Origin of the sequence: Herbidospora solisilvae, from assembly GCF_009901565.1 — a bacterium.
GTDB lineage: Bacteria > Actinomycetota > Actinomycetes > Streptosporangiales > Streptosporangiaceae > Herbidospora > Herbidospora solisilvae.
Genome location: NZ_WXEW01000001.1, coordinates 928179 through 955176, shown reverse-complemented (window position 1 = coordinate 955176; position 26998 = coordinate 928179). Strand labels below are relative to the sequence as shown.

19 protein-coding genes are annotated in these 26998 nt (G+C 69.9%); 11 read left to right on the top strand and 8 right to left on the bottom strand.

The genetic code is table 11. The features are described 5' to 3' along the window. Positions 1 to 55: 55 nt before the first annotated feature. Both GT755_RS04055 and GT755_RS04050 read left to right on the top strand, forming a co-directional pair. Positions 56 to 934: an SIR2 family NAD-dependent protein deacylase gene (locus GT755_RS04055; RefSeq protein WP_161478313.1), complete on the top strand. Its 879-nt coding sequence runs from the start codon at positions 56 to 58 to the stop codon at positions 932 to 934. After that, on the top strand, positions 931 to 2961 hold the full coding sequence (locus GT755_RS04050) for an nSTAND1 domain-containing NTPase (protein WP_161478312.1): 2031 nt from the start codon (positions 931 to 933) through the stop codon (positions 2959 to 2961). The genes GT755_RS04055 and GT755_RS04050 overlap by 4 nt, the downstream gene beginning before the upstream one ends. Here the strand turns inward: GT755_RS04050 and GT755_RS04045 are convergent. Then, positions 2945 to 4315: an MFS transporter gene (locus GT755_RS04045; RefSeq protein ID WP_161478311.1), complete on the bottom strand. Its 1371-nt coding sequence runs from the start codon at positions 4313 to 4315 to the stop codon at positions 2945 to 2947. The genes GT755_RS04050 and GT755_RS04045 overlap by 17 nt on opposite strands. A gap of 364 nt (positions 4316 to 4679) precedes the next feature. Between GT755_RS04045 and GT755_RS04040 the strand changes: the two genes are divergently transcribed. Then, the gene (locus tag GT755_RS04040; protein WP_328794187.1) at positions 4680 to 5549 is read left to right on the top strand and encodes an alpha/beta fold hydrolase; all 870 of its coding nucleotides are present in this window, start codon (positions 4680 to 4682) and stop codon (positions 5547 to 5549) included. Here GT755_RS04040 and fxsT read toward each other — a convergent pair. The 6 genes from fxsT to GT755_RS04010 all read right to left on the bottom strand — a co-directional run bounded on the left by fxsT (position 5537) and on the right by GT755_RS04010 (position 15860). Next, entirely contained in the window at positions 5537 to 9442 is a 3906-nt protein-coding gene (gene fxsT / locus GT755_RS04035) for an FxSxx-COOH system tetratricopeptide repeat protein (RefSeq protein ID WP_202609564.1), read from the bottom strand. The genes GT755_RS04040 and fxsT overlap by 13 nt on opposite strands. Continuing rightward, a complete protein-coding gene (locus GT755_RS04030) occupies positions 9442 to 10641 on the bottom strand; it encodes a TIR-like protein FxsC (RefSeq protein ID WP_161478309.1) in 1200 nt (399 codons plus the stop codon). The genes fxsT and GT755_RS04030 overlap by 1 nt, the downstream gene beginning before the upstream one ends. Positions 10642 to 10705: 64 nt before the next feature. Then, positions 10706 to 11497 (bottom strand): aminoglycoside N(3)-acetyltransferase, encoded by a 792-nt coding sequence (locus GT755_RS04025; RefSeq protein WP_328794161.1) that lies wholly within the window; start codon positions 11495 to 11497, stop codon positions 10706 to 10708. Further along, the gene (locus GT755_RS04020; RefSeq protein ID WP_328794160.1) at positions 11494 to 13752 is read right to left on the bottom strand and encodes an FxsB family cyclophane-forming radical SAM/SPASM peptide maturase; all 2259 of its coding nucleotides are present in this window, start codon (positions 13750 to 13752) and stop codon (positions 11494 to 11496) included. The genes GT755_RS04025 and GT755_RS04020 overlap by 4 nt, the downstream gene beginning before the upstream one ends. 58 nt (positions 13753 to 13810) lie before the next feature. Then, positions 13811 to 13975 (bottom strand): hypothetical protein, encoded by a 165-nt coding sequence (locus GT755_RS04015; RefSeq protein ID WP_161478307.1) that lies wholly within the window; start codon positions 13973 to 13975, stop codon positions 13811 to 13813. Between the two features lie 634 nt (positions 13976 to 14609). After that, positions 14610 to 15860: a M20/M25/M40 family metallo-hydrolase gene (locus GT755_RS04010; RefSeq protein WP_161478306.1), complete on the bottom strand. Its 1251-nt coding sequence runs from the start codon at positions 15858 to 15860 to the stop codon at positions 14610 to 14612. A gap of 70 nt (positions 15861 to 15930) precedes the next feature. Here GT755_RS04010 and GT755_RS04005 point away from each other — a divergent pair, with 70 nt between their 5' ends. Further along, positions 15931 to 16737 (top strand): hypothetical protein, encoded by an 807-nt coding sequence (locus tag GT755_RS04005; RefSeq protein WP_161478305.1) that lies wholly within the window; start codon positions 15931 to 15933, stop codon positions 16735 to 16737. 250 nt (positions 16738 to 16987) lie between these two features. Here the strand turns inward: GT755_RS04005 and GT755_RS04000 are convergent, their stop codons facing one another. Further along, positions 16988 to 18058 (bottom strand): DUF5925 domain-containing protein, encoded by a 1071-nt coding sequence (locus tag GT755_RS04000; RefSeq protein WP_235965799.1) that lies wholly within the window; start codon positions 18056 to 18058, stop codon positions 16988 to 16990. Between the two features lie 99 nt (positions 18059 to 18157). On the opposite strand from GT755_RS04000, the gene GT755_RS03995 reads away from it, so the two are divergent. The 7 genes from GT755_RS03995 to meaB all read left to right on the top strand — a co-directional run bounded on the left by GT755_RS03995 (position 18158) and on the right by meaB (position 26996). Beyond that, positions 18158 to 19252 (top strand): amidase family protein, encoded by a 1095-nt coding sequence (locus GT755_RS03995; protein WP_161478304.1) that lies wholly within the window; start codon positions 18158 to 18160, stop codon positions 19250 to 19252. Next, positions 19249 to 20178 carry an S-methyl-5-thioribose-1-phosphate isomerase gene (gene mtnA, locus GT755_RS03990; RefSeq protein WP_161478303.1) on the top strand — a complete coding sequence of 310 codons (930 nt, stop codon included), beginning with the start codon at positions 19249 to 19251 and terminating at the stop codon, positions 20176 to 20178. Before GT755_RS03995 ends, mtnA begins: the two co-directional genes overlap by 4 nt. A 76-nt stretch (positions 20179 to 20254) precedes the next feature. After that, positions 20255 to 21373: a 5-methyltetrahydropteroyltriglutamate--homocysteine S-methyltransferase gene (locus GT755_RS03985; protein ID WP_161478302.1), complete on the top strand. Its 1119-nt coding sequence runs from the start codon at positions 20255 to 20257 to the stop codon at positions 21371 to 21373. A 71-nt stretch (positions 21374 to 21444) separates the two neighbouring features. Continuing rightward, complete coding sequence (locus GT755_RS03980) at positions 21445 to 22257, top strand: peptidoglycan recognition protein family protein (protein WP_202609562.1); 813 nt, start codon at positions 21445 to 21447, stop codon at positions 22255 to 22257. A gap of 55 nt (positions 22258 to 22312) precedes the next feature. Next, positions 22313 to 23962, top strand: coding sequence for a methylmalonyl-CoA mutase subunit beta (locus tag GT755_RS03975; protein WP_161478301.1), 1650 nt, complete (start codon positions 22313 to 22315; stop codon positions 23960 to 23962). After that, positions 23959 to 26076 (top strand): methylmalonyl-CoA mutase, encoded by a 2118-nt coding sequence (gene scpA / locus GT755_RS03970; RefSeq protein ID WP_161478300.1) that lies wholly within the window; start codon positions 23959 to 23961, stop codon positions 26074 to 26076. The genes GT755_RS03975 and scpA overlap by 4 nt, the downstream gene beginning before the upstream one ends. Next, a complete protein-coding gene (gene meaB / locus GT755_RS03965) occupies positions 26073 to 26996 on the top strand; it encodes a methylmalonyl Co-A mutase-associated GTPase MeaB (protein ID WP_161478299.1) in 924 nt (307 codons plus the stop codon). The genes scpA and meaB overlap by 4 nt, the downstream gene beginning before the upstream one ends. Positions 26997 to 26998: the final 2 nt, after the last annotated feature.

Below are 26998 nucleotides of genomic sequence, written 5' to 3'. Positions count from 1 at the left end.
CGTGCCGGGGAGTGGCCGTGGGCCGGTTCGACCGCGAGGTGTTTCTTTGCACGAGATGGACGAGCGTGACTGGGAACGGCTGATCTTCCAGTTGACCAAAGGCGCCTGCACGCCGTTTCTGGGGGCCGGAGCCTGCGCCGGGGTGCTCCCATCGGGCTCCGAACTCAGTCAGACCCTGGCCGACCAGTGGGAATACCCCTATCCCGACAAGGGAAATCTCACCAAGGTCGCCCAATACGGCACGGTGAAGTTCGGTGAGGCGGTGTACGTCAAGGAGAAGATCTGCCAGGTGCTCTCCACCGGCGCCATCCCCGATTTCGGCGACCCCGCCGAACCCCACGCCATGCTCGCGCGTTTTCCGCTGCCGGTCTATCTCACCACCAATTACGACGACTTCATCGTCAGGTCGTTACGCGCCGTCGGCAAGGACCCCAATGTGATGCTCTGCCCGTGGAATCCGGGCATCACATTCGACGAGGACCTGTTCCGGCGGAAGATCGGCTGGAATCCCCAGCCCGACGCGCCGCTCGTCTATCACCTGCACGGCCGCCTGGGAATGCCCGAGTCGATCGTGGTGAGCGAAGACGACTATCTCGAATTCCTCACCAATCTGGCCTTTGATCGGGCGGCGGATGAACCTACCATGCTCCCACCGGTGATTCTCGGCGCCCTCACCACGCGGTCGCTGTTGTTCATCGGTTACAGCCTGCAAGACTGGACCTTCCGGCTGCTGTTCAACAGCCTCAACCGCGCGGTTCCGGGAATCAACCGGCGCCGGCATCTGAGCGTTCAGTTGTCACCGGAGGGCGACGACGCCGCGGTGAAAGTGTTGCAACGGCAGATGGAACAGCACTATGGGGAGTGGAAGGTCTCGATTTTCTGGGGGACGGCCGAAGAGTTCAGCAAGCAACTTCTAGGGCGGATGACGACGTGAACCGGCTCAGTGGAGGTCAGGCGGCACACCAGCCCTACGTCGGCCTGCGGGCGTTCCGCGCCGACGACGCCTACCGGTTCTTCGGCCGGGAGCGGGCGGCTCACGACCTGGCCGCCTACTGGCAGGCCAACCGTCTCACGATCCTCCACGGCCCCTCCGGCGCCGGCAAGACCTCGCTGCTCCAGGCCGGCGTGCTGCCGTTGCTCGACCCCGAGACCACCGACACCCTGCCGGTCGGCCGGGTGTCCTACGGCTCCGCGTTCCCCGTCGTCGACGGCTCGACCTATCCGACCGCGGCCCTGCCCCCGCAGCACAATCCCCACGTCTTCGCGCTCCTGTCGGCGTGGGCGCCCCGGGAGTCCCCGGCCCGGCTCGCCGGGCTGACGCTGGAGAGCTTCCTGCGCAGCCGGCCCGCCCGGCAGGATCCGTACGGCGATCCCATGCTGGTGCTGCTGGCGATCGACCAGGCCGAGGAGCTCTTCGACGACTTCGCCCAGCGCCACGTCTACCGGGAGTGGTTCCTCGACCAGCTCAAGCGGGCGCTCGACGCGGACAAGAACCTGCGGCTGCTCATGTGCGTCCGCGACGACCACCTCGCCTCGATCATGCCGTACGGCCGCAGGCTGGCCGCCCACGACCATCGCCGGGTGAGGCTCGACGCCCTGGAGCCCGACGAGGCCCGTGAGGCCGTCACCGGCCCGGTCCGCGGCTCCGGACGCGTCTACGACCGGTCCGCGGTCGACCGGCTGCTCCGCGACCTGACCGCCGACTCGCCCCCGGGCGCCCCCAGGGCCGAGCCGGTGCGGCTCCAGGCCGCCTGCTCGATGTTGTGGCGCTCGCTGCCGCCCGGCGTCCGCACCATCACCGAGGCCCACGTCGGCGACGTCGCGGCCACCGACAAGCAGGTCACCGCCTACTGCGAGGTCATGGTCAGGGAGGTCGCCGCCGCCCACCTCGACGGCGACACCGGGCGACTGCTGTCGTGGCTGGCGCGCACCTTCGTGACCCAGCTGGTCACCCGGCGGAGGGTCCGGGTCAGGGAGAACGTCACCGCCGGCATGGACAACACGATCGTCGACGCCCTGGCCCGGCGTGACATCCTGCTGCGCGACGCCGAATGGTGCGAGTTGTCGCACGACCGGCTCATTCAGCCCATCCTCCAGGCGGCCGGGCCGGTCGACCTGTCCGCGTCCGGCACCGAGCCCGACGACCTGCTGGGATCGGCCGAGCTCGCGCTGCGCGATCGCGACCTCGAACAGGCCAAGGCACAGGCGCGGGCCGCGCTCGACCGGGTCAGGGGCGACCGGCGGCTGGAGGCGGAGCTCCACACCTTCCTGGGCAACATCGCCCACCAGGAGCAGGAGTACGCCGCCTCCATCGACCACTACATGAGCGCGGCGGAGCTGTTCGAGTCGATCAGCGCCTTCGACGCGGTGGGCCGCCTGCTGGTCGGGATGGGCTGGTTGCGACTGGCGCAGGGACGTCCCGACCTCGCCGTCGAGGAACTCAACATCGCGCAGGGCCGATACCGCCACGACCTGAGCATCAAGACCGCCTTCGCCTGGGCACTGTGGCACGACGGCGCCCCGGCGCTCGCCCGCGACACGGTCACCGGCGTGCTGGAGCAGGATGGCGACGCGCTCGACGCGCTCCAGGCCCGCGGCGAGATCCTGGCGAGCATGGGGCAGTCCGAGGCGGCGCTCGCCGACCTCGAACGGGCCAGCCCCCTGCAGTGGCCGTCGACCAAGGCCGCCCACGCGCTGGCGTCGGCCAGGGCGGCCGACCCGCAGGAGTCCACGCCGGCGATCAAGAAGGAGATCCGCGAGGCGCTGGAGGACGCTCCCGACAGCGGCCCCGTCTGGCTCTACTCGGCGTGGATCAACCTGGCGCTGGCCGAGCGCGACCCGGCCGACGAGACGGCCAGGGACACGGCGCGCGAACACGCCCGGCGGGCGCTCAAGGCCCGCTCGCCGAGCCTGCCCCGGCACCTGAAGAACGAGGCGAAAGCCCTCAGCGGGGAGAGCTGAGCACTTCGGGCACGCCCCGCCACCGCGGCATCATGACGGACGCGCCGATCGCCATGACGACGGCGAAGGCGAAGATGAAGCCCGTCGCGTTGCGTCCCGATCCGATCGTCGCCAGCCACCCGCCCAGCGGCGCGGCCAGGCAGACCGCCGCGTGCGAGGCCAGCCGGTGCACGCTCACCACCCGCGCGAGTTTGTCGCGTTCGACGTTGCGCAGCTCGTAGGTCCGGATGGAGACGTTCATCAGCGAGCCGGCGCAGCCGGTCACCAGGGTGGCGAGCCCGTAGTACATCGGCTCGGTGAGGGTGGTGATGCACAGGGCGAACACCCAGATCCACATCTGGACGAGCAGCGCGGTGGTGCCGGGTCTCGTGTACTTCTGCACGACTTTGAATCGGGCCAGATTCGATCCGATGGCCCCCCCGATTCCGCCTCCAGCCAGGACGATTCCCACCAGGTACGGTGGCACGTCGGCCGATCCGGCGAGAAAGATGACGATGACGGTGTTGATGGCGAAATTCGTGGTGGTCGTGGCGAAGACCGCGTTCCGCATGAATTGGTGGCGTTTCAGCTCCGTCACGCCGATGCGGGTCTCCGCGAGGAACCGGCGGACGCTCCAACGGACGTCCTCTCGTTGCCGATGGCGGGCGGAATCGGCCCGACGGCGGCGTTTCCTGAGGTCGGCGATGGCCGACAGGAACAGCCCCGAGCAGAGGAACAGCATGGCGTTCGCGAAGAGCGCCACCGGCGCGCCCAATTGGAACAACAGGCCGCCCAGCGGCCTTCCCGCCAGCACCGCGAAATGTACACCCGTCTCGCTCGCGGCGAGTCTTTTCGTCATGTTCTCGTCGGGGATCAATTTCGAGAGAAGCGCCGTGTCCGCGAGAGAATAGACGACTCCGAGCGCTCCTTCGAGAAATGCGACCAGAACGAGGTGATATATCGTGACCTTGTACACGCAGGCGGGCACGAGCACGGAGAGGACCGCGACCCCGCGCGTGATCTCTGTGAAGAGCATGATCGACCGGGGGTTCAGCCGATCGGCCAGCACCCCGGCGGGCATGTAGAACAGCAGGCCGGGCACGGTGAGCGCGAAGGTCACCAGCCCGACTTCCATGGGTGATGCGCCCATGGCCACGGCGAGCAGCGGATAGATTATTCCCAGTGTCCGCGAGCCGATCGATGACGTCGCGATGCTCGCGACGGCCCGCAGGAAATGCGAACGCTGACGGCGCAGCCGGATGGTGCGTTTTCGCAGTTTGGCCCGCTGTCTTTTGGTCGTCGGCGGGCCGGACGCAGGAGAGTTCAAAAAACTCTCCTTTGCAGCCGTACGGACAATGGGCAGCCGAAAACACACCTATTGCCTCGTGGGCTGGTGCCGATACGGGGTCAGGCCATGCCGAAGCAGGCCGGGAAACACCCGAGGTTTCGAAGCATACTGGTGATTCGATGTTCTGGTCGTCTTTTGACGGATCACGGGGTGGCGTCGGGGCGTGTGCATGCGAGCGGTCAAGGCCAACCCGCCAGTAAAGCGCTCATTGGCCCCGGTGTCTGCGAATTTGATTTCGATTCGGCAAAGATGGGCGCCCCGGGGGTGCCGTGCTGAGGCGCGGGAGGACTGGTCACTCTTCCCTTCTTGGAACATTTGCGATGAGGAAGTACAAAGTACGGTAAGCGGGGGATTCGACGACGGCCGAAGGCGCGGGGGAGGAACCTTGACCGTGAAGGTGGAGACGCCGGACGGCCGGAGGCTCGCAGTCGAGGAGAAGGGGGCGTCCGGCGGCCGGCCGGTCTTCCTCCTTCACGGCACGCCGGGCAGCCGGGTCGGCCCCGCGCCGCGGCCGTCGGTTCTCTACCGTCTGGGCATCCGGCTCATCACCTTCGACCGGCCCGGCTACGGCGAGTCCGACCGGCACCCCGGCCGCACCATCGCCAGCGGCGCCGCCGACGTCGCGGCCATCGCCGATCGGCTGGGCCTCGAGCGGTTCGCCGTCGTCGGGCGGTCGGGGGGCGCCCCCCACGCCCTGGCGTGTGCCGCGCTCCTGCCCGGCCGGGTCGTCCGGGCGGCGGCGCTGGTCGGCCTGGCCCCCAAGGGAGCCGACGGGCTCGACTGGTTCGACGGCATGACGGCCTCCAACGTGCGCGAGTTCACGTTCGCGGGGGTCGGCCTCCCGGCGGTGGCGGCCAGCCTCGGGGCGGCGGCCGAGCAGATCCGGGCCGACCCCGCGGGCAAGATCTCCGGGCTCGCGCTGGAGGCGCCCGAGTCCGACCGGCGCACGGTCGCCGACATCGGCATCCGCCGCATGCTGCTGCGCAACTTCGCCGAAGGGCTGCGCGACTCCAGCGACGGGTGGGTCGACGACGTGCTCGCCTTCTGCTCCGACTGGACCTTCGACCCGGCCGCGATCCGGGTGCCGACGCTGGTGTGGCACGGCGAGAACGACGTGTTCTCGCCGGTCAGCCATGCCCGGTGGCTCGGCCGGCGCATTCCCGGAGCGATGTTGCGCATCGGGCGGGGCGTCGCCCACTTCGGCGCGCTCGACGTCCTGCCGGACGTGCTCGTGTGGCTGACCCAGGATCAGGTCGGCTGAGGCTCCAGGTCCCGGTTGATGCGGCGCCAGCTCTTCAGCGACGCGATCAACGGATGGGCCTCGCCCAGTCTGTCGGCCATGGCGTCCAGAGTCTCCGCCTGCAGTTCCCCCGCCTGCGCCGTGCGGCCCGACTCGAGCAGCGTGATCGCCAGGTTGGCCTGGCAGACGATGGTGTCGGGGTGGCGGTCGCCCAGAGTCTTGACCAGGCCGTCGCGGGACTCGCGGAACAGCGCCTCGGCCCGCTGGTGGTCGCCCAGGTCCGACAGCGCGTTGCCGAGATTGATCAGGCAGGTGAGGGTGAACGGGTGGGTCGCGCCGAGATGGTCGCGGAAGGCGTCGAGGGTCTCGTCGCCCAGCGCGATCGCCTCTTCGGCGCGGCCGAGCGCGCGCAGGTAGATGGCCACGTTGTTGGCGGCGACCCGGGCGTAGGGGTGGCCGGGCCAGAACAGTTCGACGTACTTCTCCCGCGTCGACGCCGCCAGCTCGTACGCCCCCGCCTTGTCTTCCAGGGCGGACCGGCACGAGGCCAGTTCCAGGAGCGCGGCGGGGGTCTCCGGGTGTGAGGGGTAGCGCTGGAGGAACATGTCGGCGACCCGTTTGGCGATGACGAACGCCTCCTCGTGTCGGCCGGCCTTGCGGAGGGACACCGACAGGCTCTTCTCCGCCCGCAGCGGTTCGATGTGGTCGTCGTCCACGGCCTCCCGGTACTTGCCGATCGTCGTGGTGAGCCACTCCGCCGACTCCCGGTAGTAGCCCGCCTCCCGCAGGTCGCGGCCGAGGTTCTGGGCGCTGCTCAGCGTGTCCGGGTGGAGGGGGCCGAAGACCTGGTTCATCCGCTCGTAGGTGTCCTGGTCGAGGTCGCGGGCGCTGAAGCAGTCGCCGACCAGACGGTAGGAGACCGCCAGGTTGTTGGCGGCGTTGAGCGTCTTGTCGTAGTCCTCGCCGTAGAGATCCCTCCAGAGCTCGTACGTCTCGCGGGCCAGCGCCAGGGCCTTCTCGAACTCGCCGTTGGCGCGCAGGTCGGCCCCCAGGGTGCCGCGGGTGAGCAGCGTGTGGGGGTGGTCGTCGCCCAGCAGTTCCCGCTGTTGCCGAAGAGTCCACTCGTTGAGCCGCAGCGAGGTCTGCGTCTTGCCGAGCCAGCGGTGCGCGTTGCTGATGTTGTGCAGCAGCAGCAGCCGCTGCCGTTCGACCTGGCCGAACTTGGTCTCCCAGAAGTCGGCCAGCCGCTGCCCGAGGTCGAGGGCGTTGACGTACTCACCACGCCGGTTGTAGTAGCGCACCCGGTCGGTGAGGAGTTTGCGGGTGTCCTCCTCCATGCAGTTCTCCGCCTCGGAGGGCAGCAGGTGAGGCCAGATGATGTCGTATCTCGGCCAGTTCGCGGGGTCGTCGACCTCGCCCTTCCTGGGCCGGGCCCCGACCAGGATGTCGTGCACCTCGTGCGAGGTGGCCTCGGCCTCCTCGACGGTCATCTGGTTGCGGATGACGGTCTGCACCAGCCGGTGCAGCTGGATCGTGTTGGTGGCGGGGTCGACCTTCGCCAGCGCGAAGCGGGTCACCTCGCGGATCAGCCGCGCGATCATGACCTTCTCGCCGCGGAGGTTGGGGTCGTACTTCAGCAGCGAGCGCATCATCTCGTCGCTGTAGATGAGTTCCTGGGAGATCGGCTCCGGCGCGAAGAAGGCGCACAGCTGGAGCAGCCGGACCGCCGCCGGCGAGCGTTCCTTCAACTGGGCCAGCGAGATGTTCCAGGTCTGCGCCACGGGCAGCGGGTAGCCGCGGGGCGGTTCGGTGAGCAGGAGCTCGGCGCTCTGCTTGAGCTGGGCCAGGTAGTCGGCGGCCGGGATGGCGGTCTCCGCGAGCCAGGCGGCGGCCTGCTCGATCGCGAGCGGCAGATGGCCGAGCTCCTCGGCGACGGCGAGCGCGCCGTCGCGTTCGAGCGAGGGGACCCTGCGCTTGAAGTGCTCCAGGCTCTCCTCCTCGCTGAAGACGTCCACCTCGAGGGGCGCCGCGACGTCGGCCCAGGCACGGTTCCTGGAGGTCACCAGGATGTGGCCGGCGCCGCCGGGCAGGTACTTCTGGACCTGTTCGGGGTCGCGGGCGTTGTCGAAGATCAGCAGCCAGCGCATCTGCCCGATCCGGAGCGCCTCCCTGGCCGCCTCGGCGCCGGCCACGACGCTGTCGCCGTAGCGGATGTTGAGCTTGGTGGCCAGCTCGGCGAGGGCGGTGTTGATCAGGTCGGGCTGCTCGGCGGAGATCCACCAGACGAGGTCGTAGTCGGCCCGGAAACGGTGGGCGTACTCCAGGGCGACCTGGGTCTTGCCCACGCCGCCGAGGCCGTGCAGCGCGATGGTCTGCTCCGGCTGGGCGATCGTGCGGTTGACGCCCATGAGCTGGTCGCGAAGGGTCTCCATCGCGGTGCTGCGGCCGGTGAAGGTGTTGTTCCGGGGGCCGACGTTCCAGATCGGCGGCACCGAGCCGGGGAAGCGCGAGCCGAGCTGCAGGTCGGCGGGGTAGCCGCGGGGGTCGCGCCCCAGGGAGTGCAGCAGGGCCTCGGTCGCCTGCTCGGCGGTCAGCCGCAGCAGGTCGACGGGCGGCTGATCGGCGAACGGCGCGGTCAGGCGCACATCGGCCACCCGCAGCGCGATCAACGACCGCGGGTTCAGCAGGTCGGACGTCTGGCGCAGCCCGTCGAGCTCCGCGACCACCCGCATGTACGCCGGCGACACGACCGCCATGACCTGCATGTGCGGGTCGAAGGCCGGTTCGGCCACGCTCGGGGAGAGCGACTTCGGCACCACCCGGGCGCCCGCGCGCTCCAGCACCGACCTGATCCAGTCGGCCCACATCCGGTCTTCCGGCACATAACTGAGCAGGACGTCGGCCTGGTCGGCGACCCGGCGGCGGGTGAAGGCCTCGAGCCAGCGGGTGCGGAGCGCGCCGTCCATCGGCGGCAGCGCGGTCACGTCGCCGTCGGTGATCGCCCCGGTCAGCCGTTCGTACGCGGCCAGCAGCGAGTTCGGCGATCCGGAGCCGTCACCGAAGGTGGCGAGCGTCTCCTCGAAGGCGTAGAAGCGCTTGTACGGGATCTCGACCGCGCCCCAATAGCGATTGCGCTCGTCGGGGGTCATGCCCGAGGGGAGGTTGTCGAACCGGCTCCGGGCGAGCTGGCGTCCGGCGTCGAGCTTCTCCTTCTCCCCGTCGTCGATGCGCATCGGCACCGGCAGGATGCGGATGGGCTTGGTGCGGATGCGTTCCTCGATGTACCGGGCCACCTTGGCGGCCCCCTCGATGCTCTGGTCGGCCATCGTGAAGCAGTCGACCAGCAGGTCGGGCAGGTGCAGCGTGCAGATGTCGGCGATGTCACTGCGGCCGGTCCGGCTGTCGATCAGGGTGAAGTCGTAGTTGGCCTTCATGTCGGCGCGCATCGCGTCGAAGAACAGCCCGCCGCCGAGCCGGTCATAGAGGTTGTCCCAGTCGAATGTGGACACCAGCGACGAGTAGTCGCGGTTCTGCTGCCCGGCCGAGACGAAGTCGAGGGTGCCCTCGCCGGGGAACTCCCATTCGAGGGAGACGGCGTGCGGCATCACCCTCGCGTAGTCGACGTGCCAGTCGGTGGCCCGCTGCTGCGGCCGGATGGCGGCCCAGACGTACTCGTTGATGATGTCGATCACCCCGGGGGTCGAGGCGATCACCTCGTCCTCGAGGAAGGGGTGGAAGAACTTGTGCAGGCCGGGCGACTCCAGGTCCCAGTCGACCACGAGGACGCGCTTGCCGTTCGCGGCCAGCACCCAGGCCGTGTTGGCCAGCGCCATCGTGCGCCCCGTCCCGCCCTTGTACGAGTAGAACGTGATGATCTGGCCGTCGCCGTCACCCATCGGGCCCTCCGCGTCCATCAGTCTGAGCTTTCCGGGCTGTTGCCCTTCGGGGGATACGGCGTGGCCTTGCGCAGGAACTGGTTGCCCGCCCGGTTCAACGCGTCGGGGAAGGCCCGCCGGAATTGGGAGTAGTGGTCGATCGACTCGGTGGACAGGTCGGACCATCGTTTGTGCAGCGTCGCCTGCAGCGCCGACCGCAGCTGGGCCTCGCGCGACGTGGTCTCGGCATCGTCCCGGTTCCAGGGGATGATCACGCTGACCCAGGGCAGCTCCGCCTGGTCGAAGGCGGCCAGCGCGGCCAGGCAGACCGGGTCGGTCACCGCCCACGGATCGATGATCACGACTCCCGGCCCGGTGGGCTGCTTGCCGGCGAGCAGCTCAGGACGGAAGTCCGACAACGATCCGATCTCCGTGCGGAACCCGTTGGCGGTGGCGAGTTCGAGCGCGTAGTAGAAGAGCGACCGAGGCTGCTCCTCACCGCGGAACGGGTTCCAGTCTTCCGGCAGCCGCCCGTAGAAGTAGGGGTTGCGGCCGGTGGGCAGGCGGTCGCGGTCGGGCACGACCACGGTGAGGGTCAGCGCCTGGGCCGCGTCGAAGTCTTCGAACGCGCTGGTGAGCGAGGGGAAGTCGACCGGTTCGATCGGCTCCAGCCGGGTGCTCTCGCCTACCTCGACGATGCGGCTGGCCAGCGCGTGGGTGGCCAGCTGGTAGGACGGGCGGCGGACGGCCAGTTTGCTCAGGCCGTAGAAGCCTTCGTCGCGGTAGCGCGGCCCCAGTTTCTCGTGGGCGAACTGGATCGATCGGGCGACCAGGGGGAGCGCTTCGGGCTGCATCGGCGTCCACAACGCCGGGATGATCGCCTCGGGGCGGCGGCCGTCGAACCCCGGCTGGCTGTTGATTCGCTGGACGAAGGCGGTCCACTCACGACCGCAGTTCTGGCTGACGAAGTAACGCCGGGAGTAGAGCGGGACGAACACCCGGCAGGTGGCCAGAGCCTCGGCCAATCGCCGGTGCCACAGGTGCCCGGTGAGCAGACCGCTGTCCATGAAGCCCGCCATCGAGGGGTCGGGCAGATCGGTCATCTCCAGGACGTGGTCGCACAGGTCCTTGAACAACTTGGCGACCCACCGGTTCGCCTTGGGATCCTCGTTGGGGGTGTGGGCGTAGCTGAGGAAAAAATAGGGGCCGGGTGGCCGTGGAGCCGGCTGCAATACCATCCCCCCTCCCTCCACTTGCTCACTATAGGAATGCGCCCCCGGAGGTGAGAGACCCCCGAGGGGCCTAATTTGCCGATTTTCGTTCCCGCCTCATCCAGTCCACGGCGAAATCCACCGCCTGGCGTACCGGAAAGAAATGGCAGTGCGCGCCGCCGACCATTCCGCGCCGCACGTTCCCCGTCGCCGCGAAGTCGGCCCCGAGCTGGGCGAAGTCGCTGTCGTCGAGGACCACGTCGGTGAACTCCCACCATTTCCGGCCGTCGCCGTCCCGCACAACGCAACGGTAGAGCCTGGTCGGAGTATGCGGATGGAGGTAGCGATATTCGGCCAGGTGGAAAACCGTGCAACGGTCGAACCCGACGCCCATCAGCAAGACGTGCCCGCCGATGTCATAAAGGCGGGCGAGTGGTGAATCCTCTCCGTGGTGGCATTCCAGGTCGTGCCCGGAGACCAGCTTGCCCGCGAGGGGGCCGATGGCGGCGTAGGAGGTCTGCGGGTGGGCGCTCCGCACCGCGCCGGGGGAGAGCCGGACCGTCTCGGCGACGGCGCCCATGGCCGTGGACGGAGTCGTGGCGGGGTCGAACGGCGGCATCTCGTCGCGGAACCGCCGGGCCTCCTCCTCGGACATGCCCTCGGTCGCCGCCCGGTACCAGGGCGAGGTGTCGGAGTTGGCGGTGGTGAAGACCGGCACGACCAGCGTCCCCTCCGGGCCGAGCACGCCGGTCAGCGCCGTGACCACACTCGGGGCGCCGCCCTCGACCCAGCCGATGCTCCGCATGGAGGAGTGCACCATCAGCGTCTGGCCGGGGGCGACGCCCAGGGCCCGCAGCTCCTCGCCCAGGCCGCCGGCCGTCACGACTGCGACTGGAAGGCCTTCAGATGGGCGGCGGAGGCGGCCCTGGCCTGTTCTTCGACCTCGTGGGGGAGTGCCTCGAGAAGCCAGGGGGCCAGGGTGTCACGCATCCGGGCCACGAAGGCGTCGCCCAGCTCGGTGAGCGCCTCGCTGGTCGCCAGCGTCGTGATCGCCTCGGACGTCTGCGCCCGCCAGCGCGCGAACTCGTGGGTGGCCGGATCGGGCGCGACATGCCGGCGCCGGCGCCAGAAGTCGGCCACCGCGATGTGCGCGTAGGTGCCCTGCAGCAGCCCTTCGAGCGGCCGGGGATCCGGACGCCAGGGCGCGTAGAAGGTCTTCTCGACGGTCTCGTCGTAGAGGTCGAACATGTCGAGGATCGCGCCCAGCTTGACGTGCTGGAACTCGTGGATCAGCAGCAGCGCGAGCGTGGCCGGATCGGCGGGGAGCGCGGCCGCGACCGCGCCGAACGCGTGGCGGGCGGCCGAGCTGACGTCACGACCGGTGGGGTCGGGCCGCAGCGGCATCAGCGTCGTCAGTCCGGCGCGCAGCCCCGGCAGGTATTCGGGGTAGTCGGCGGCGATCAGCTCCCAGGCCGCCGCGAAGCTCTCCTGCCACCGGGCGAGTTCCTGATCGCTCAGCCGTCCGGCCGCGGGCCACTGGTGACAGTCGCGGTAGGGGTCGGCGTCCTCGACGACGACGGAGTGACCTGCCGCGAGGAGGGTGCGGACCGGCCGCCATTCGCCGCTTCCGTCGATGGTCCTGACGCGGCCTTCGTCGACTTCGATCCAGACGTCGTCGCCGTCGACGTCGGCGAGGGTGCCGACCGTCGGCAGGTGCACGGCGCCCGCCCTCACGTCGGCGCGGATCTTCAGGTGGGCGCCCGCCCGGGCCGCGACGGCCGCCGCGATGTTGCGCAGGTGCCCCGAGGGCGCCGCGCCCCGCAGGAAGCCCACCGCCCACACCCGGACGTAGGGATGGGCGATGACGCCGTTCACCGCGCCGCGGAAGGCCTCGTCGAGGTCGACCAGCGTCCTGGCCGCGTCGGGTTCGGCGGAGGCCATGCGCTCGTCGGTGATCAACGCCCGGCGGATGCTGATCTGCGATCCGATGAGCGACCGGATCTCGGCCGCGCCGCCGTAACCCGCGGCGAGGGTCTCGATGGTCTGCGGGGAGACCTGGTGGGCCTGCATCTGGGTCGCCTCACGGACGTGGCTGATCAGTGTGAAGAGGTCTGCGCAATAGACGCTCGGGTTGTCGAAGGAGTCGTCACGGAAGCGGTGGGGATAGAGCCCGCCCCCGCAACTGGACACCACCGGACAGGCCTGGCACGTCGCCGAGAGCCCTTCGACGCCTTGCTGCCGGGCGGTGATGCCGGGGTGGCCCGCCACCGCGTCGAGACTGTGCTGGAAGACGTCGAGCCCGGTGGCCGGGGCGCCGTCGAAGGCCACCTTCAGCGAGTCGACCTGCTCGTAGGAGCCGTCGGTGTCGATGACCACCAGGCTGCTGGGCTCGACCCCGATGGCCTCGCTGAGGCTCGACTGCCCGTAGGTGGTGCGGATGATCGAGTCGAACAGCCGGATGCGCACCGGGCGCGCGTCCTTCTCCCAGCGGTCGTAGATCGCGCCCAGCCAGTCGGCGTATTCGGTCTCCGACCGGCGTGGCGGGGGTTGGTTCCACGTGGCGTGGGGGAGCAGGAAATCGATCTTCGGGGGCTCGAGGCGGAGAAGCGATTCGTAGACCCGTATCGGATCGTTCATGGTGTCGATCGTGCAGAGGATACCGCTGAACAAATGGGGGCGGTATCGCCGTAGAAGTTCGATGCTGCCCACGACGCGGTCGTAGCTGCTGCGTCCGTTCGCGTAGCGCCGATGCCGGTCGTTGGCCTCGCGGTCGCCGTCGAGGGAGACGCCGATATGGACGGCGTGCTTATCGAATACGTCGAGATATCGTTCGCTCAGAAGTACGGCATTCGTATGGACTTTCATCCGGAGTTCGGCCGCCGGACTTATGTGGAGATTCAGGATGGTGAGAATCTCGTCGAGCCGCTCCGGGCCCGCCAGAAGCGGCTCGCCGCCATGGAGAATGACCGATACGTCGCTCAGTTCGCGGCTTCTCGCATGGTCGGCGATTCGCGTCGCTATACGGGTGACGGTTTCAGATGGGACCACCTTGGGTTTCGCCTGCCACGACTGGTCGGCATGCTCGTACACATAACAGTGATCGCAGGCGAGATCGCAACGCGTGTGCACCTTCACCACGAATTGGCGAAGGGCAAGATGGTGCCCTTTCAATTCAGCCCGTCCGGGTCGAGTCGGATCAGATGGAGGCCTGGAAGGCGGCCACGCCCACCCGGGACGTTTCCGGCATGATCCGCCCGAGCATCGAGGCCAGTTCGCGGCCGTTGTACTTGGCCACGGACGACAGCGGCTCGTCGCAGATGTCCATGATCGCCGAAGGGATTTCGGTCCCGTTGTGGTTCATTTTCAGGCCCCTAGATAGGACAGCGGTGGAGGGGGTCACCGCGTCGTTTCGATGTGCACGCGTTCGGACCAGGGCGCCACCCCTGACAGAAGTGATTCAGACATACCCCCAGAAAGGTCATGTCATGGATGAAAAACGGCATGACTTTGGAGCGGGATCTATCTTGGTTCTGTATGGCCGGTGCCCGGATAAGCCCACGTAAAGGCGGTGTGGGCTCATGGTCTCTGGGTGTTCGCGCGCCCCGCCCGCACTAGGCAAGGAGGCGGCACGGATTTTGTACCACACAGAGTGACCACCGTAAGGGACCTCGACTGAAACGAGACATGCGGCAGCCTGATTCGGCCATGCCCGAAGTGGGACGGCACCCTGTTCTGGCGACTCGCTCCTAGGTGCGTGGGCGGTGTCGGTCGCGGGGGCCGGGCGCCGGCTCGTCGCCCTCCATGGTTGCACACTGGGGCGGGCAATTGCAGTCGGTTCGTATCCGGAGAATTCTTTCCACCACTTCTCGGGGATCCGGAGGTGGCGGGTCTCCGTTCCGCCCCGAGGGAAATCTTCTCGCGGGCATCGGTTTCCCTGTCGATCTTGTGCGGCGATCGGGTGTCCGAGCTCGATTATACGGTCGGGCCGCGCATAATCAATGGGGGGTGGCGAGCAGTCTGTTCAATGTCTGAACGCCGAATTCGAGCCCTTCGACCGGCACCCGCTCATCGATCCCGTGAAACAGTGCGAAGTAGTCGAGATCGGGCGGAAGCAATAGCGGGGCGAAACCATAGCCTTTGATGCCGAGCCGGGCGAAGGATTTGGCGTCCGTGCCCCCTGTCATAACATATGGCACGGGTCGGCCGGTGGGGTCCATGGCCGTCAGGGCCGCGCCCAGTTCGTGGAACAGGCCGCTGGTCGGCGCCGACGGGGCGTCCTCGAAGTTGATGAACTCCCGGGTGATCCGGGGGCCCAGCAGCCGGTCGAGAGTGTCGAGGAATTCCTCCCTGAATCCCGGTACGAATCTGCCGTCAATTCCCGCCTCAGCCGTCCCGGGAATAACATTGATCTTGTATCCGGCGTTCATCATGGTCGGGTTGGTGGAATTCCTGATCGTGCCCTTGAAGAGAGCGGCGGCCTTCGGCGGCACCCCTGACAGGTTCGCGGGGTCGATCTCCATCCCGAGGATCCCGGAGAGCTCGCCGATCATCGCCGACACCGCCGGCGTGAGCCGGATCGGCCACTCGTGGTCGGCCACCCGCGTCAGCGCCCGCGCCAGCTCCGCCACCGGATTGTCCACCGGCGGCTTCGACCCGTGTCCCGCCACGCCCCGCGCCGTCACCTTCATCCACGCCGTCCCCCGCTCCCCGACCCCGATCGGATACACCCGCACCCCCGACGGCATCGTCACCGAGAACCCCCCCGACTCCGAGATCGCCTCGCTGCACCCCTCGAACAGGTCAGCGTGCTCGGAGACCACGTACCGGGACCCGAACTCCCCGGTCGACTCCTCGTCGGCCAGGAAGGCGAGCACCAGGTCACGCCGGGGCCGCACCCCCTGCCGCACCCACGCCAGCGTCATCGCCAGCGACCCCTTCATGTCCACGGCCCCGCGCCCGTGCACGTATCCGTCGGCGATCTCCCCGCTGAAGGGGTGGACGGCCCAGTCGGCCGGGTCGGCCGGCACCACGTCGAGGTGCCCGTGGATCAACAGCGCGTCCGGTGAGTCGCCGGGGACCCGGCAGATGACGCTGGCCCGGCGCGGGGCGCTCTCCACGATGACCGGGGAGAGGCCCGCCTCGGACAACAACCCGGCCACGTATTCGGCGGCCTCCCGTTCCCCGGGCCCGGGGTTGGTGGTGTCGATGCGGATCAGCTCGGAACAGATCTTGGCGGCCTCGCTCATGATGTCAGCCTTCCTGATTGAGCATCCCCCTACTCACGCCACCCCGCCGGAAGCGCGCCAGGCTCCGGATATGCGGCGGAATCTGCTGATCTATCAGGGCCCCGGCGCGCCCCCGACCCCGGAGGGCTGGCACGCCGCCAAGGTCACCCACCACGACCCGCGAAGCCTCTGCCGGTGGATCGACGTCAACTGGGACGGCGGGCGCATCGCCCTGGTCGCCCACGGCACGGCCGGTCTGGTCTTCCGCCACGCCTACCTGGTCGCCAACGGCGACGACGACTCCCGCGAACACCGTCCCTGGGCGGGGCACGTCTCCCGCATGGTCCTCCTGGCCGTGCCCAACCGGGGCGCGGGCCTCGGGCGGTTCCGCAGAGGCGGCCCCTACGTCACCGACCTGCGCGTCCGCTGGGTGGACCACTTCGACCGCACCACCGACCCGGTGAAGGTCGTGCAGGTCAACGGGCCGTCGGCGAGCCGCGACGACTGCGTGGACGTCGAACAGTTCCCCAACGCCCGGCTCGTCCCCACCCCCGACGTCTTCGACAACAGGGTCATCCTGGAGGCGGTCCTGGGCCGGTTCCAGCCGACCACGCCCCCGTCGCGGCCCGCCCCTCAGCCGGCGGAGTTCCTGCTCACGTCGTACACGAGACTGAGCACCTTCCTCGACGAGTACGCCCAGACCTACGCCCTGCACCGCCACGCCGGCCTCACCGTCACCGCGGTCGAGGGAGGGGCCAGAACCCTGGCGAAGGCCCTGGACCGGGTGCCAAGTCTGAGGTTCGACACGGTCCGGCTGGACCGCCCGGCCCTCTCACCCGACTTCCCCTGGCACCGGGTCATCGAGCGGGAACAGGCGGGCCACATCACCTGCACTTGAGAAAGCCCCGCCGATGTCCCGCGGTCCCGGCCTCAGGTCGTCATCCGAGTGAAGGCGCGTCTGGGTGCGGCCCACGAGAAAGCCTCGCCGATGTCCCCGCCGTCCCGGCTTCGGGTCGTCATCCGAGTGAAGGCACATGAAAAGCGGAGGTTCAGCTGTGCCGCGCGCCGCAGACCGCCGGGCATGGCATAGGGCGCGGCAAAGGCGGCGGCTCCGCCCGGAACGCTCCGGGCGGAGCCGCCACACCCGCCTACAGGTACAGGCCGGTCTCGACCGGAGTCTCCTCCGGCGCCACACCGGCCTTGAGCGCGAACATCTCGGCCAGCGTCAGCCCGCCGGGCCCCACTCCGGCCGGATCGCCCAGCCACGCCGCGGCCTCGTCGGGCTGCATGCGCCCGACCTCGATCTGGGCCAGGCACCGGCCCGGCCGCACCACCGCCGGATGCAGCCGCTGCAGGTCCTCATTCGTGGTGACGGCGACAAGGACGTCCCGTCCCTGACCCAGCAGGCCGTCGGTCAGGTTCAGCAGCCGGGAGAGCCCCTGCCCGGCGGACATCTTGGCCTCCGCGCGGATGAGTTCGTCGCAGTCCTCCAGGACGAGGAGCCGCCACTTCTTCTCGTCGTGGTCGGGGCAGTCGCAGCCGACCGCCACCTCCATCAGGTATCCGGGGTCGTTGAACAGCCGCTCCGGGTCGAGCACGCAGTCGACCTGGCACCACGACCGCCACTCGCGGGCCAGGGTGCGCAGCAGCGTCGTCTTGCCCGTTCCGGGCGGGCCGTGCAGGAGGAGCAGGCGGCCGGGGGCCGAGCCGGGCCGCAGGGCCATCAGGGAGTCCAGCTTCCCCTGCGCCAGGCGCGGGTAGTTGCGCCGCACGTCCGCCCACGCCGAGGCGCCGATCGTCTTCGTCGAGCGCCTCCGGCCGTGTTCGGACTTCCAGAAGAAGCCCATCGTCACGTTGTCGTCGTCGGTCGGGCGGGGTTCGGCGGCGTCCTTCACGGTCTCGGCCACCACGGCGGCGGCCAGGTCCTCGGTCACGGCCGTCACCGCGACCATCGCGTTGCCGCCCTTGTAGCGGATGACGCGCATGGTCCAGCCCTCGCCCTCGTACAGGCGGGAGTCGGGGCCGTCGTCGGAGGAGGCGGCGCGCACCAGGACGCCGCCGGAGGCGGTCAGGGGCGCGTCCTTGCGTACTCTTTCGACGCTGGCAGTCTGCGCCCACGGCTGGGTTCCGGTCGCGAACGGGGACAGGGCCAGAGCGTCGATGATGTCGGCGGGGCTGTCGCTGTCGTCGACCCACACTTTCATCTCGAGCGGAGTCATGGGGGTAATGATCCCGATCTGTCGGGGGAGGTGTCGACGCATTATCCGTTTACGCGTGGGACACGGGGGCGAAATCGGCCTCGCGTAGGAAGGTGAGGCATGGCGATCGATCCGTTCGTTCCGTGGGGTTCCGTGACGCCTGAGGCCGGGGGGCCTCGCCTGGCGGTCAAGGATGTCGTCGACGTCGAGGGGCTGCCCACCGGGGCGGGCCATCCCGATCTGCTGAAGGAACCGGCCGAGCGTGACGCGGAGGCCGTGGCGCGGCTCCGCGCCATGAGCGTGTTCGCCGGCAAGACGCACACCGACGAGCTGGCCTGGAGCCTGGGGGGCACCAACCACCACTACGGTGCGCCCGAGAACCCGGCCGCGCCCGGTCACGTCTGCGGCGGGTCGTCGAGCGGGTCCGCCGCGGCCGTCGCCGGCGGCCGCGCCGATCTCGGGCTTGGCACCGACACCGCCGGTTCGGTCCGCGTCCCGGCCTCTTTCTGTGGTCTGTACGGCTACCGCCCCACCCATTCCCGCGCTCCCCGTGCGGGCATCGTGCCGCTGGCGCCCTCCTACGACGTGCCCGGCCTGCTGGCCCGGGAGCTGCCGCTGCTCGAACGGGCGGCCGGCGTGCTCGTCGACCCCGCGCCCCGGCCGCCGGCGCCGGAGCGGGTCTGGGTGCCCGCGGACCTCTGGAGCGAACTGTCCCCGCGGGTGGGCGCCGCGCTGGCGGCGGGCATCCGCGACCTCGGGCTGCCCGTCGACCGGACCCCGCTCGGGCTCGACGCCACCGACGCGTTCGCGGTCACCCAGGCCGCCGAGGTGTGGGCCTGCCACGGCGAATGGGTCAAGGCCGAGCGGCCCGCGTTCGGGCCCGGCGTCGCCGCCCGGTTCGCGCGGGCCGAGAGCCTCACCGCCGAGGAGGTCAGCCTGGCCCGCAAGACCGTCGCCGAGGCGCGGCAGCGGCTGCTCGACCTGCTGGAGGGCGCCGTGATGGCGCTGCCGAGCGCGCCCGTCACGGCCCCGGCGCTCGGGCGGCCGGCCCGGACCCGGGCGGCCACCCTGCGGCTGACCTGCCTGGCGCCGATCGCCGGGGCGCCCGTCCTGTCGCTTCCGGTGACGCGGGTCGACGGGCTGCCGCTGGGGCTGTCGCTCACGGCCGCCCCGGGGGGCGACGAGAACCTGTTCGCGCTAGCGTCGGGGGCATGACGACGATTGGCTGGGACGGCGACGCGATCGTCCTCATCGACCAGACCCGGTTGCCCGGCGAGGTCGTCCACCTCCGCATCACCACGGTCGCGGAGCTCGTCGACGCGATCAAGCGGCTGGCCGTGCGGGGCGCGCCCGCCCTCGGGGTCGTCGGGGCGCTGGGGGTCGCGCTCGCCGCCCGTACCGGCGAGCCGGTCGAACCCCTGGCGGCGGCCCGGCCGACCGCGGTGAACCTGGCGTGGGGGGTGCGGGAGGCCGCCCTGGCGGCCGATCCGCTGAAGCGGGCCCTGGAGATCCGCGAGGAGGACGTCCGGGCCTGCCGGGAGATGGGGGAGCGCGGCGCCGACCTGCTCGCCGCCTACGGCGCGAGCCGTGTCATGACCATCTGCAACACCGGCGCGCTGGCAACCGTCGAGCGCGGCACCGCGCTCGGGGTGATCCAGACCATGCACGAACGCGGCGCGCTCACCGAGGCCATCGCGCTGGAGACCCGGCCGCTGCTCCAAGGCGCCCGGCTCACCACCTGGGAGCTCCAGAGGATGGGCGCGCCGTTCCGGCTCGTCGTCGACTCGGCCGGGCCGTTCCTGCTGGCGCGCGGCGCGGCCGACGCCGTCGTCATCGGGGCCGACCGCATCGCCGCCAACGGCGACACCGCCAACAAGATCGGCTCCTACATGCTCGCCCTCGGCGCCCACCGGGCCGGGGTGCCCTTCGTCGTGGTCGCGCCCGAGACCACCGTCGACCCGCGCACGCCCGGCGGCGCCGACATCGAGATCGAAGACCGGGGGAGCGGCGAGGTCACCGCGCTGCCCGGCGTCGCGGCCTACAACCCCGCCTTCGACGTGACGCCCGCCGAGCTCATCACGGCGATCGTCACCGAGCGGAGGGTGGTCCGTCCCGCGCGGGGCGAAACGCTCATTTCGTGATCAAGAAACTGGCCCGCATGCGCTAGCGTCTTGACGACTTCCGTCATGTTCCAGACATCCATGGAGATGATTCGCAATGCGCACAGAACCCCCTTTCCGCGCGGATCACGTCGGCAGCCTCCTGCGGCCGGCCACCCTGCTCCAGGCTCGTGACGACTACGCCAAGGGCACCCTCGACGCCGCCGGCCTGCGCGCCGTCGAAGACGCCGCCATCCGCGACGTCGTCGCCCTCCAGGCCGAGGCCGGCCTCCAGACCGCGACCGACGGCGAGTTCCGCCGCGCCTCCTGGCACATGGACTTCATCTACCGCCTCGGCGGCATCAGCGTGGCCGCCGACGAGCAGATCGTCGTCAAGTTCCGCAACGAGAACGAGAAGATCGAGTTCACCCCCAAGGGGATGAAGGTCGACGGCAAGATCACCCTTAACGAGACGATCTTCGGCGACGACTTCGCCTATCTCCAGAGCGTGGCCGGCGAGGGCCAGACCCCCAAGCTGACCATCCCGTCGCCGAACATGGTCCACTACCGCGGCGGCCAGGCCGCCATCGACCCCGATGTCTACCCCGACATCGAGGAGTTCTGGTCCGACCTCGCGGCGGCGTACCAGAACGAGGTCGCCCGGATCGGCGCGCAGGGCTGCACCTACCTGCAGTTCGACGACACCTCGCTCGCCTACCTCAACGACCCCGCGCAGCGCGCCGAGATCGCCGCCCGCGGCGACGACGCCGACCACCTCCACCTGCGCTACATCCAGCAGATCAACACCGCCATCGCGACCAGGCCCGAGGGCATGCGGATCACCACCCACATGTGCCGCGGCAACTTCCGCTCCTCCTGGGCCGCCGAAGGCTCCTACGACTTCGTCGCCGAGGCCCTGTTCGGCGAACTCGGCGTCGACGGCTTCTTCCTGGAGTTCGACGACGAGCGCTCCGGCGGCTTCGAACCCCTCCGCTACGTCCCCAAGGGCAAGTACGTCGTCCTCGGCCTCGTCACCACCAAGTCGGGCGTGCTGGAGTCGAAGGACGACCTCAAGCGGCGCATCGAGGCCGCCTCGAAGTACATCGACGTCGACCAGCTCTGCCTGTCCCCGCAGTGCGGGTTCTCTTCCACCGTGGAGGGCAACTCCCTCACCCAGGAGGAGCAGTCGGCCAAGCTCCGTCTGATCGTCGAGACGGCGCAGGAGGTCTGGGGCTAGAGGGTCATGAGAGTTGGGCATATCGGCCGTCGATATGGGCAAAGCGCCACTCGCGCCATCCGGCGGCCAATATGCTCGGCGTCCTGTCCAACCTGTTCGGGAGTTTCCTCGTGGCGATCTCGCTGGTGACCCGCTCTCAATGGGGGGCCCGCGCTCCCAAGGGGTCCTACTCCCCGCTGACGTCCACGAAGGGTGTCAAGGTCCACTACACGGGCGGCCGTGTGCCCCCGGAGATCGTCGACAACCACAACCTGTGCGTCGCCCAGGTCAAGTCGATCCAGAACTTCCACATGGACGGCAACGGCTGGATCGACATCGGCTACTCCATGATCGCCTGTCCGCACAAGAGGGTGTTCGTCGGGCGCGGCCCCGACCGGCTGCCCGCCGCCAACGGCTCCGGGCTCAACTCCGACCACTACGCCGTGCTCGGCCTGGTCGGCAACGCCGGGTTCGTGAAGCCCAACAACGATCTGCTGCACGGCATCCTCGACGCCATCGAGTACCTCCGCCAGGAGGGCGGCGCCGGGACCGAGATCAAGGGGCACCGCGACGGCTTCTCCACCGACTGCCCCGGCGCGGCGCTGTACGCGTGGGTGCAGCGGGGCGCGCCCCGGCCCGGTGGCGGCGACCCGGCCAATCCTCCGGGCGGGCAGATCCCGGCGTGGCCGGGGAGGTTGTTCACCTATCCGCCGGTCACCGTCGGTGACGACGTGAAGCGGTGGCAGCAGCAGATGAAGAAGATCGGGTTCGAGCTCGACGCCGACGGCGCCTACGGTCAGCGGTCGCGTGACGTGTGCAAGACGTTCCAGCGGCGGGTCGATCTGCCCGACGACGGGATCGTGGGCAAACAGACCTGGGACGCCTCGTTTCGCTACACATTGTGAAACAGGGGTCGGCTAGGGGAGGTTCGCTTTAGGGCTTCGGCCTATCATCCGGAGCATGAAAGTGGATCTGGCGGCCGGGTTCGATCCCGGATCGCGGGAGGAATGGCGGGCGCTCGCGCTCGGGGTGCTGCGCAAGTCGGGTTATGAAGGCGACGACCCCGAGGGGCGGCTGGCGACCCGTCTCTACGACGGTGTGACGATCGCGCCGCTCTACGACACGCTGCCCGACACGCCGCGTCTCGTGGGCCGGGCCGGGGCGTGGGACGTCCGGCAGCGGCACGCCCATCCGGACGCCCGGGTGACCCGGGAGGCGGTCCTCGCCGATCTGGAGAACGGGGTCTCCTCGATCTGGCTCGACCTGACCATGCTCGATCCCGCCGACCTGCCCGTGGCGCTCGACGGGGTGCTGCTAGACCTGGCGCCGGTCGTGCTCGACGCAGGCGACCGCGCCGCACCGGCGGCGCACGCCTTCCTCCAGCTGGCCGAGAACGTGGAGTTGCCGGGCGGGAACCTGGGGTTCGCCCCCGGCGATCCCGATCTGGCCGACTTCGCCGGGCGGGCGCACGGCCGGGTGAAGCTGGTCGTGGTCGACGCGCTGGCCTGGCACGACCGGGGCGCCGCCGACGCGCAGGAGCTCGCCGCGTCGCTCGCGCAGGGCGTCGAGGCGTTGCGGCGGCTCACCGAGGCCGGACTGCCGGTCGAACGGGCCTTCGAGCTGATCGAGTTCCGCTACGCCGCCACCGCCGACCAGTTCCTCACCATCGCCAAGCTCCGGGCGGCCCGCCGCCTGTGGGCCAGGATCGCCGAGGTGGCCGGTGGCCCGCCCACGCAGGCGCAGCACGCCGTGACCTCGGGCGCGATGATGACGGCGCGCGACCCGTGGGTGAACATGCTGCGCACCACGCTGGCGTGTTTCGCGGCGGGGGCCGGGGGCGCCGACGCGGTGACGGTCCAGCCGTTCGACGCGGCGCTCGGGCTGCCCGACGCGTTCGCCCGGCGGATCGCGCGCAACACCCAGTCGCTGCTGGTCGAGGAGGCCGGGGTCGCCCGGGTCGCCGACCCGGCGGGTGGTTCCTGGTACGTGGAGCAGCTCACCGACGACCTGGCGAACACGGCCTGGGACCTGTTCCGGCAGGCCGAGAAGCACGGCGGGTCGGTGATCGAGGAGGGCGTCGCCGCCACGCGCGACAGGCGCGCCGCCGACGTCGCCCGCCGCAAATGGCCCATCACCGGCGTCAGCGAGTTCCCGAACCTGGCCGAGAGGTTGCCGGTCCGCGAGCCCGGCCACGGCCTGGCCGGCGAGCCGGCCCGCCACGCCGAGCCCTATGAGCGGCTCCGCGATCTCGCCGACCGGCAGGAGAGCAGGCCGACGGTCTTCCTGGCCACGCTCGGCCCGATCGCCGTGCACACCGCGCGCGCCGGCTTCGCCGCCAACCTCTTCGCCGCCGGCGGCATCGGCACCGTGTCCGGTGAAGTGGCCGACTTCGATCCGTCCCTGACCCCGGTCGTGTGCATCTGCTCTAGCGACCGCCTGTACGCCGACCAGGCCGCGCAGGCCGCCGCCGCGCTCAGGGAGGCGGGGGCGGCGAAGGTGTGGCTGGCCGGGAAGGGGGAGTATGAGGGTGTCGACGCCACCCTCTTCGCGGGGTGTGACGCCCTCAAGGTCCTGGAGACCACGTTCGACGACCTGGGAGTGGACCGATGATCCCCGACTTCAGCGAGATCCCGCTCGGGACCGGCCACGCCGAGCCCGCCAAGGTCGACGGCGAGGTGTGGGAGACCCCCGAGGGCATCGCGGTCAGGCCCGTCTACGACGCCGCCGACCTGCCCGGCTACCTGCCGACCTACCCCGGCAGCGCGCCGTTCCTGCGCGGCCCCTACCCGACGATGTACGTCAACCAGCCGTGGACCATCCGCCAGTACGCCGGGTTCTCCACCGCCGAGGAGTCCAACGCGTTCTACCGCCGCAACCTGGCGGCGGGCCAGAAGGGCCTGTCGGTCGCCTTCGACCTGGCCACCCACCGGGGCTACGACTCCGACCACCCGCGGGTGCAGGGCGACGTCGGCATGGCCGGGGTGGCGATCGACTCGATCTACGACATGCGGCAGCTCTTCGACGGCATCCCGCTCGACCGGATGTCGGTGTCGATGACCATGAACGGGGCGGTGCTGCCGGTCCTCGCGCTCTACATCGTGGCGGCCGAGGAGCAGGGGGTGGCGCCCGAGCAGCTCCAGGGCACGATCCAGAACGACATCCTCAAGGAGTTCATGGTCCGCAACACCTACATCTACCCGCCGGAACCGTCGATGCGGATCATCTCCGACATCTTCGACTTCACCTCGCAGCGCATGCCGAAGTTCAACTCGATCTCGATCTCCGGCTACCACATCCAGGAGGCGGGGGCCACGCTCGACCTGGAGCTCGCGTACACCCTGGCCGACGGGGTCGAATACCTGCGGGCGGGCACGAAGGCCGGGCTGGACGTCGACGCGTTCGCGCCGCGGTTGTCGTTCTTCTGGTGCATCGGCATGAACTTCTTCATGGAGGTCGCCAAGCTGCGCGCGGCCCGGTTGTTGTGGGCGCGGCTGGTGCGCGACTTCGGGGCCGTGAACCCCAAGTCGTTGTCGCTGCGCACCCACTCGCAGACCTCGGGCTGGTCGCTGACCGCGCAGGACGTCTACAACAACGTCGCCCGCACCTGCGTCGAGGCGATGGCGGCCACCCAGGGCCACACGCAGTCGCTGCACACCAACGCCCTCGACGAGGCGCTCGCGCTGCCGAGCGACTTCTCGGCCCGGATCGCCCGCAACACCCAGCTCGTGCTCCAGCAGGAGTCGGGCACCACCCGGGTGATCGACCCGTGGGGCGGCTCCTACTACGTCGAGAAGCTGACCGAGGAACTGGCGCAGCGCGCCTGGGCGCACATCCAGGAGGTCGAGGAGGCGGGCGGCATGGCCCGCGCCATCGACCTGGGCCTGCCCAAGCTCCGCATCGAGGAGGCCGCGGCCCGCACCCAGGCCCGCATCGACTCGGGCCGCCAGCCGGTGATCGGCGTGAACAAGTACCGCCCCGAGGCCGACGAGCCCATCGAGGTGCTAAAGGTCGACAACAGCGCGGTACGCCGTCAGCAGCTCGCCAAGCTCGGAAGACTGCGCGCGGAACGCGACGCGGCCCAGGTGGAGCAGGCGCTGGAGGCGCTGACCAAGGCTGCCGCCGGGACCGGCAACCTGCTGGCCCTCGCGGTCGACGCGGCCCGCGCGAAGGCGACCGTCGGGGAGATCTCCGACGCGCTGGAGAAGGTCTTCGGCCGCCACGAAGCCCGCATCCGGACCATCACGGGGGTCTACCGCCAGGAGGCCGGCGTCGGCATGAGCAGGATCGACGAGGTGCGCAAGGCCTGCGCGGAGTTCGCCGAGGAGGAGGGCCGCCGGCCCCGGATCCTGGTGGCGAAGATGGGCCAGGACGGCCACGACCGGGGCCAGAAGGTGATCGCGACCGGCTTCGCCGACCTCGGGTTCGACGTCGACGTCGGCCCGCTGTTCCAGACGCCCGAGGAGGTCGCCCGCCAGGCGGTCGAGGCCGACGTCCACGTCGTCGGGGTGTCGTCGCTGGCGGCGGGGCACCTGACGCTCGTCCCGGCGCTGAAGAAGGCGCTGGAGGACCAGGGCGCGGGCGACATCATGATCGTGGTCGGCGGGGTCATCCCGCCCGGCGACTTCGCCGCGCTGCGCGCGGCGGGCGCCGACGCGATCTTCCCGCCCGGCACGGTCATCGCCGACGCCGCCCTCGACCTCATCGCCGACCTGCGGAACCGATGATCGCCGAAGGGGTCGTGAAGGGTGACCGCCGGTCGATCGCGCGGGCCATCACCCTGGTCGAGTCGACCCGCGCCGACCACCGCGAGCAGGCGCAGGCCCTGCTCGCGGAGCTCGCCCCGGCGGCCGGCAAGGCCCGCCGGGTGGGGGTCAGCGGGGTGCCGGGCGTGGGCAAGTCGACGTTCATCGAGGCGCTCGGCACGATGCTCACCGGCTCGGGCCACAAGGTGGCGGTGCTCGCCGTCGACCCGTCGTCCAGCAGGTCGGGCGGCAGCATCCTGGGCGACAAGACCCGGATGAGCCGCCTGGCGGTCGACCCGAACGCGTTCATCCGCCCGTCGCCGACCGCCGGGACGCTCGGCGGGGTGGCGAAGGCGACGCGCGAGGCGATGGTCGTCGTCGAGGCGGCCGGTTACGACGTGGTGCTCGTCGAGACCGTCGGCGTCGGGCAGTCGGAGACGGCGGTGGCCGAGATGGTCGACACCTTCCTGGTGCTCTCCCTCGCGCGGACGGGAGACCAGCTCCAGGGCATCAAGAAGGGCGTCCTGGAACTGGCCGACGTGATCGCGGTCAACAAGGCCGACGGCGAGTTCGAACTGGCAGCCAGGAAGGCGGCCAGGGAACTGTCCGGGGCGCTGCGCCTCCTGAACTCGCACACCCCCGTGCTGACCTGCAGCGGGCTGACCGGGGCGGGGCTGGAGGAGTTGTGGGCGCACATCCTGAAACACCAGGAGACGACCGACCTGACGGCCAAACGCCAGCGCCAGGCGGTCGACTGGACATGGGCGATGGTCCGGGAACGGGTACTCGGCGACCTGCGCGACAGAACCCGCAAGATCGCCCCCGGAATCGAACGACAGGTCCTCGACGGGGACCTGACCCCGGCCCAGGCGGCCGACCTGCTCTACAGATCCGGCGAGTAGGG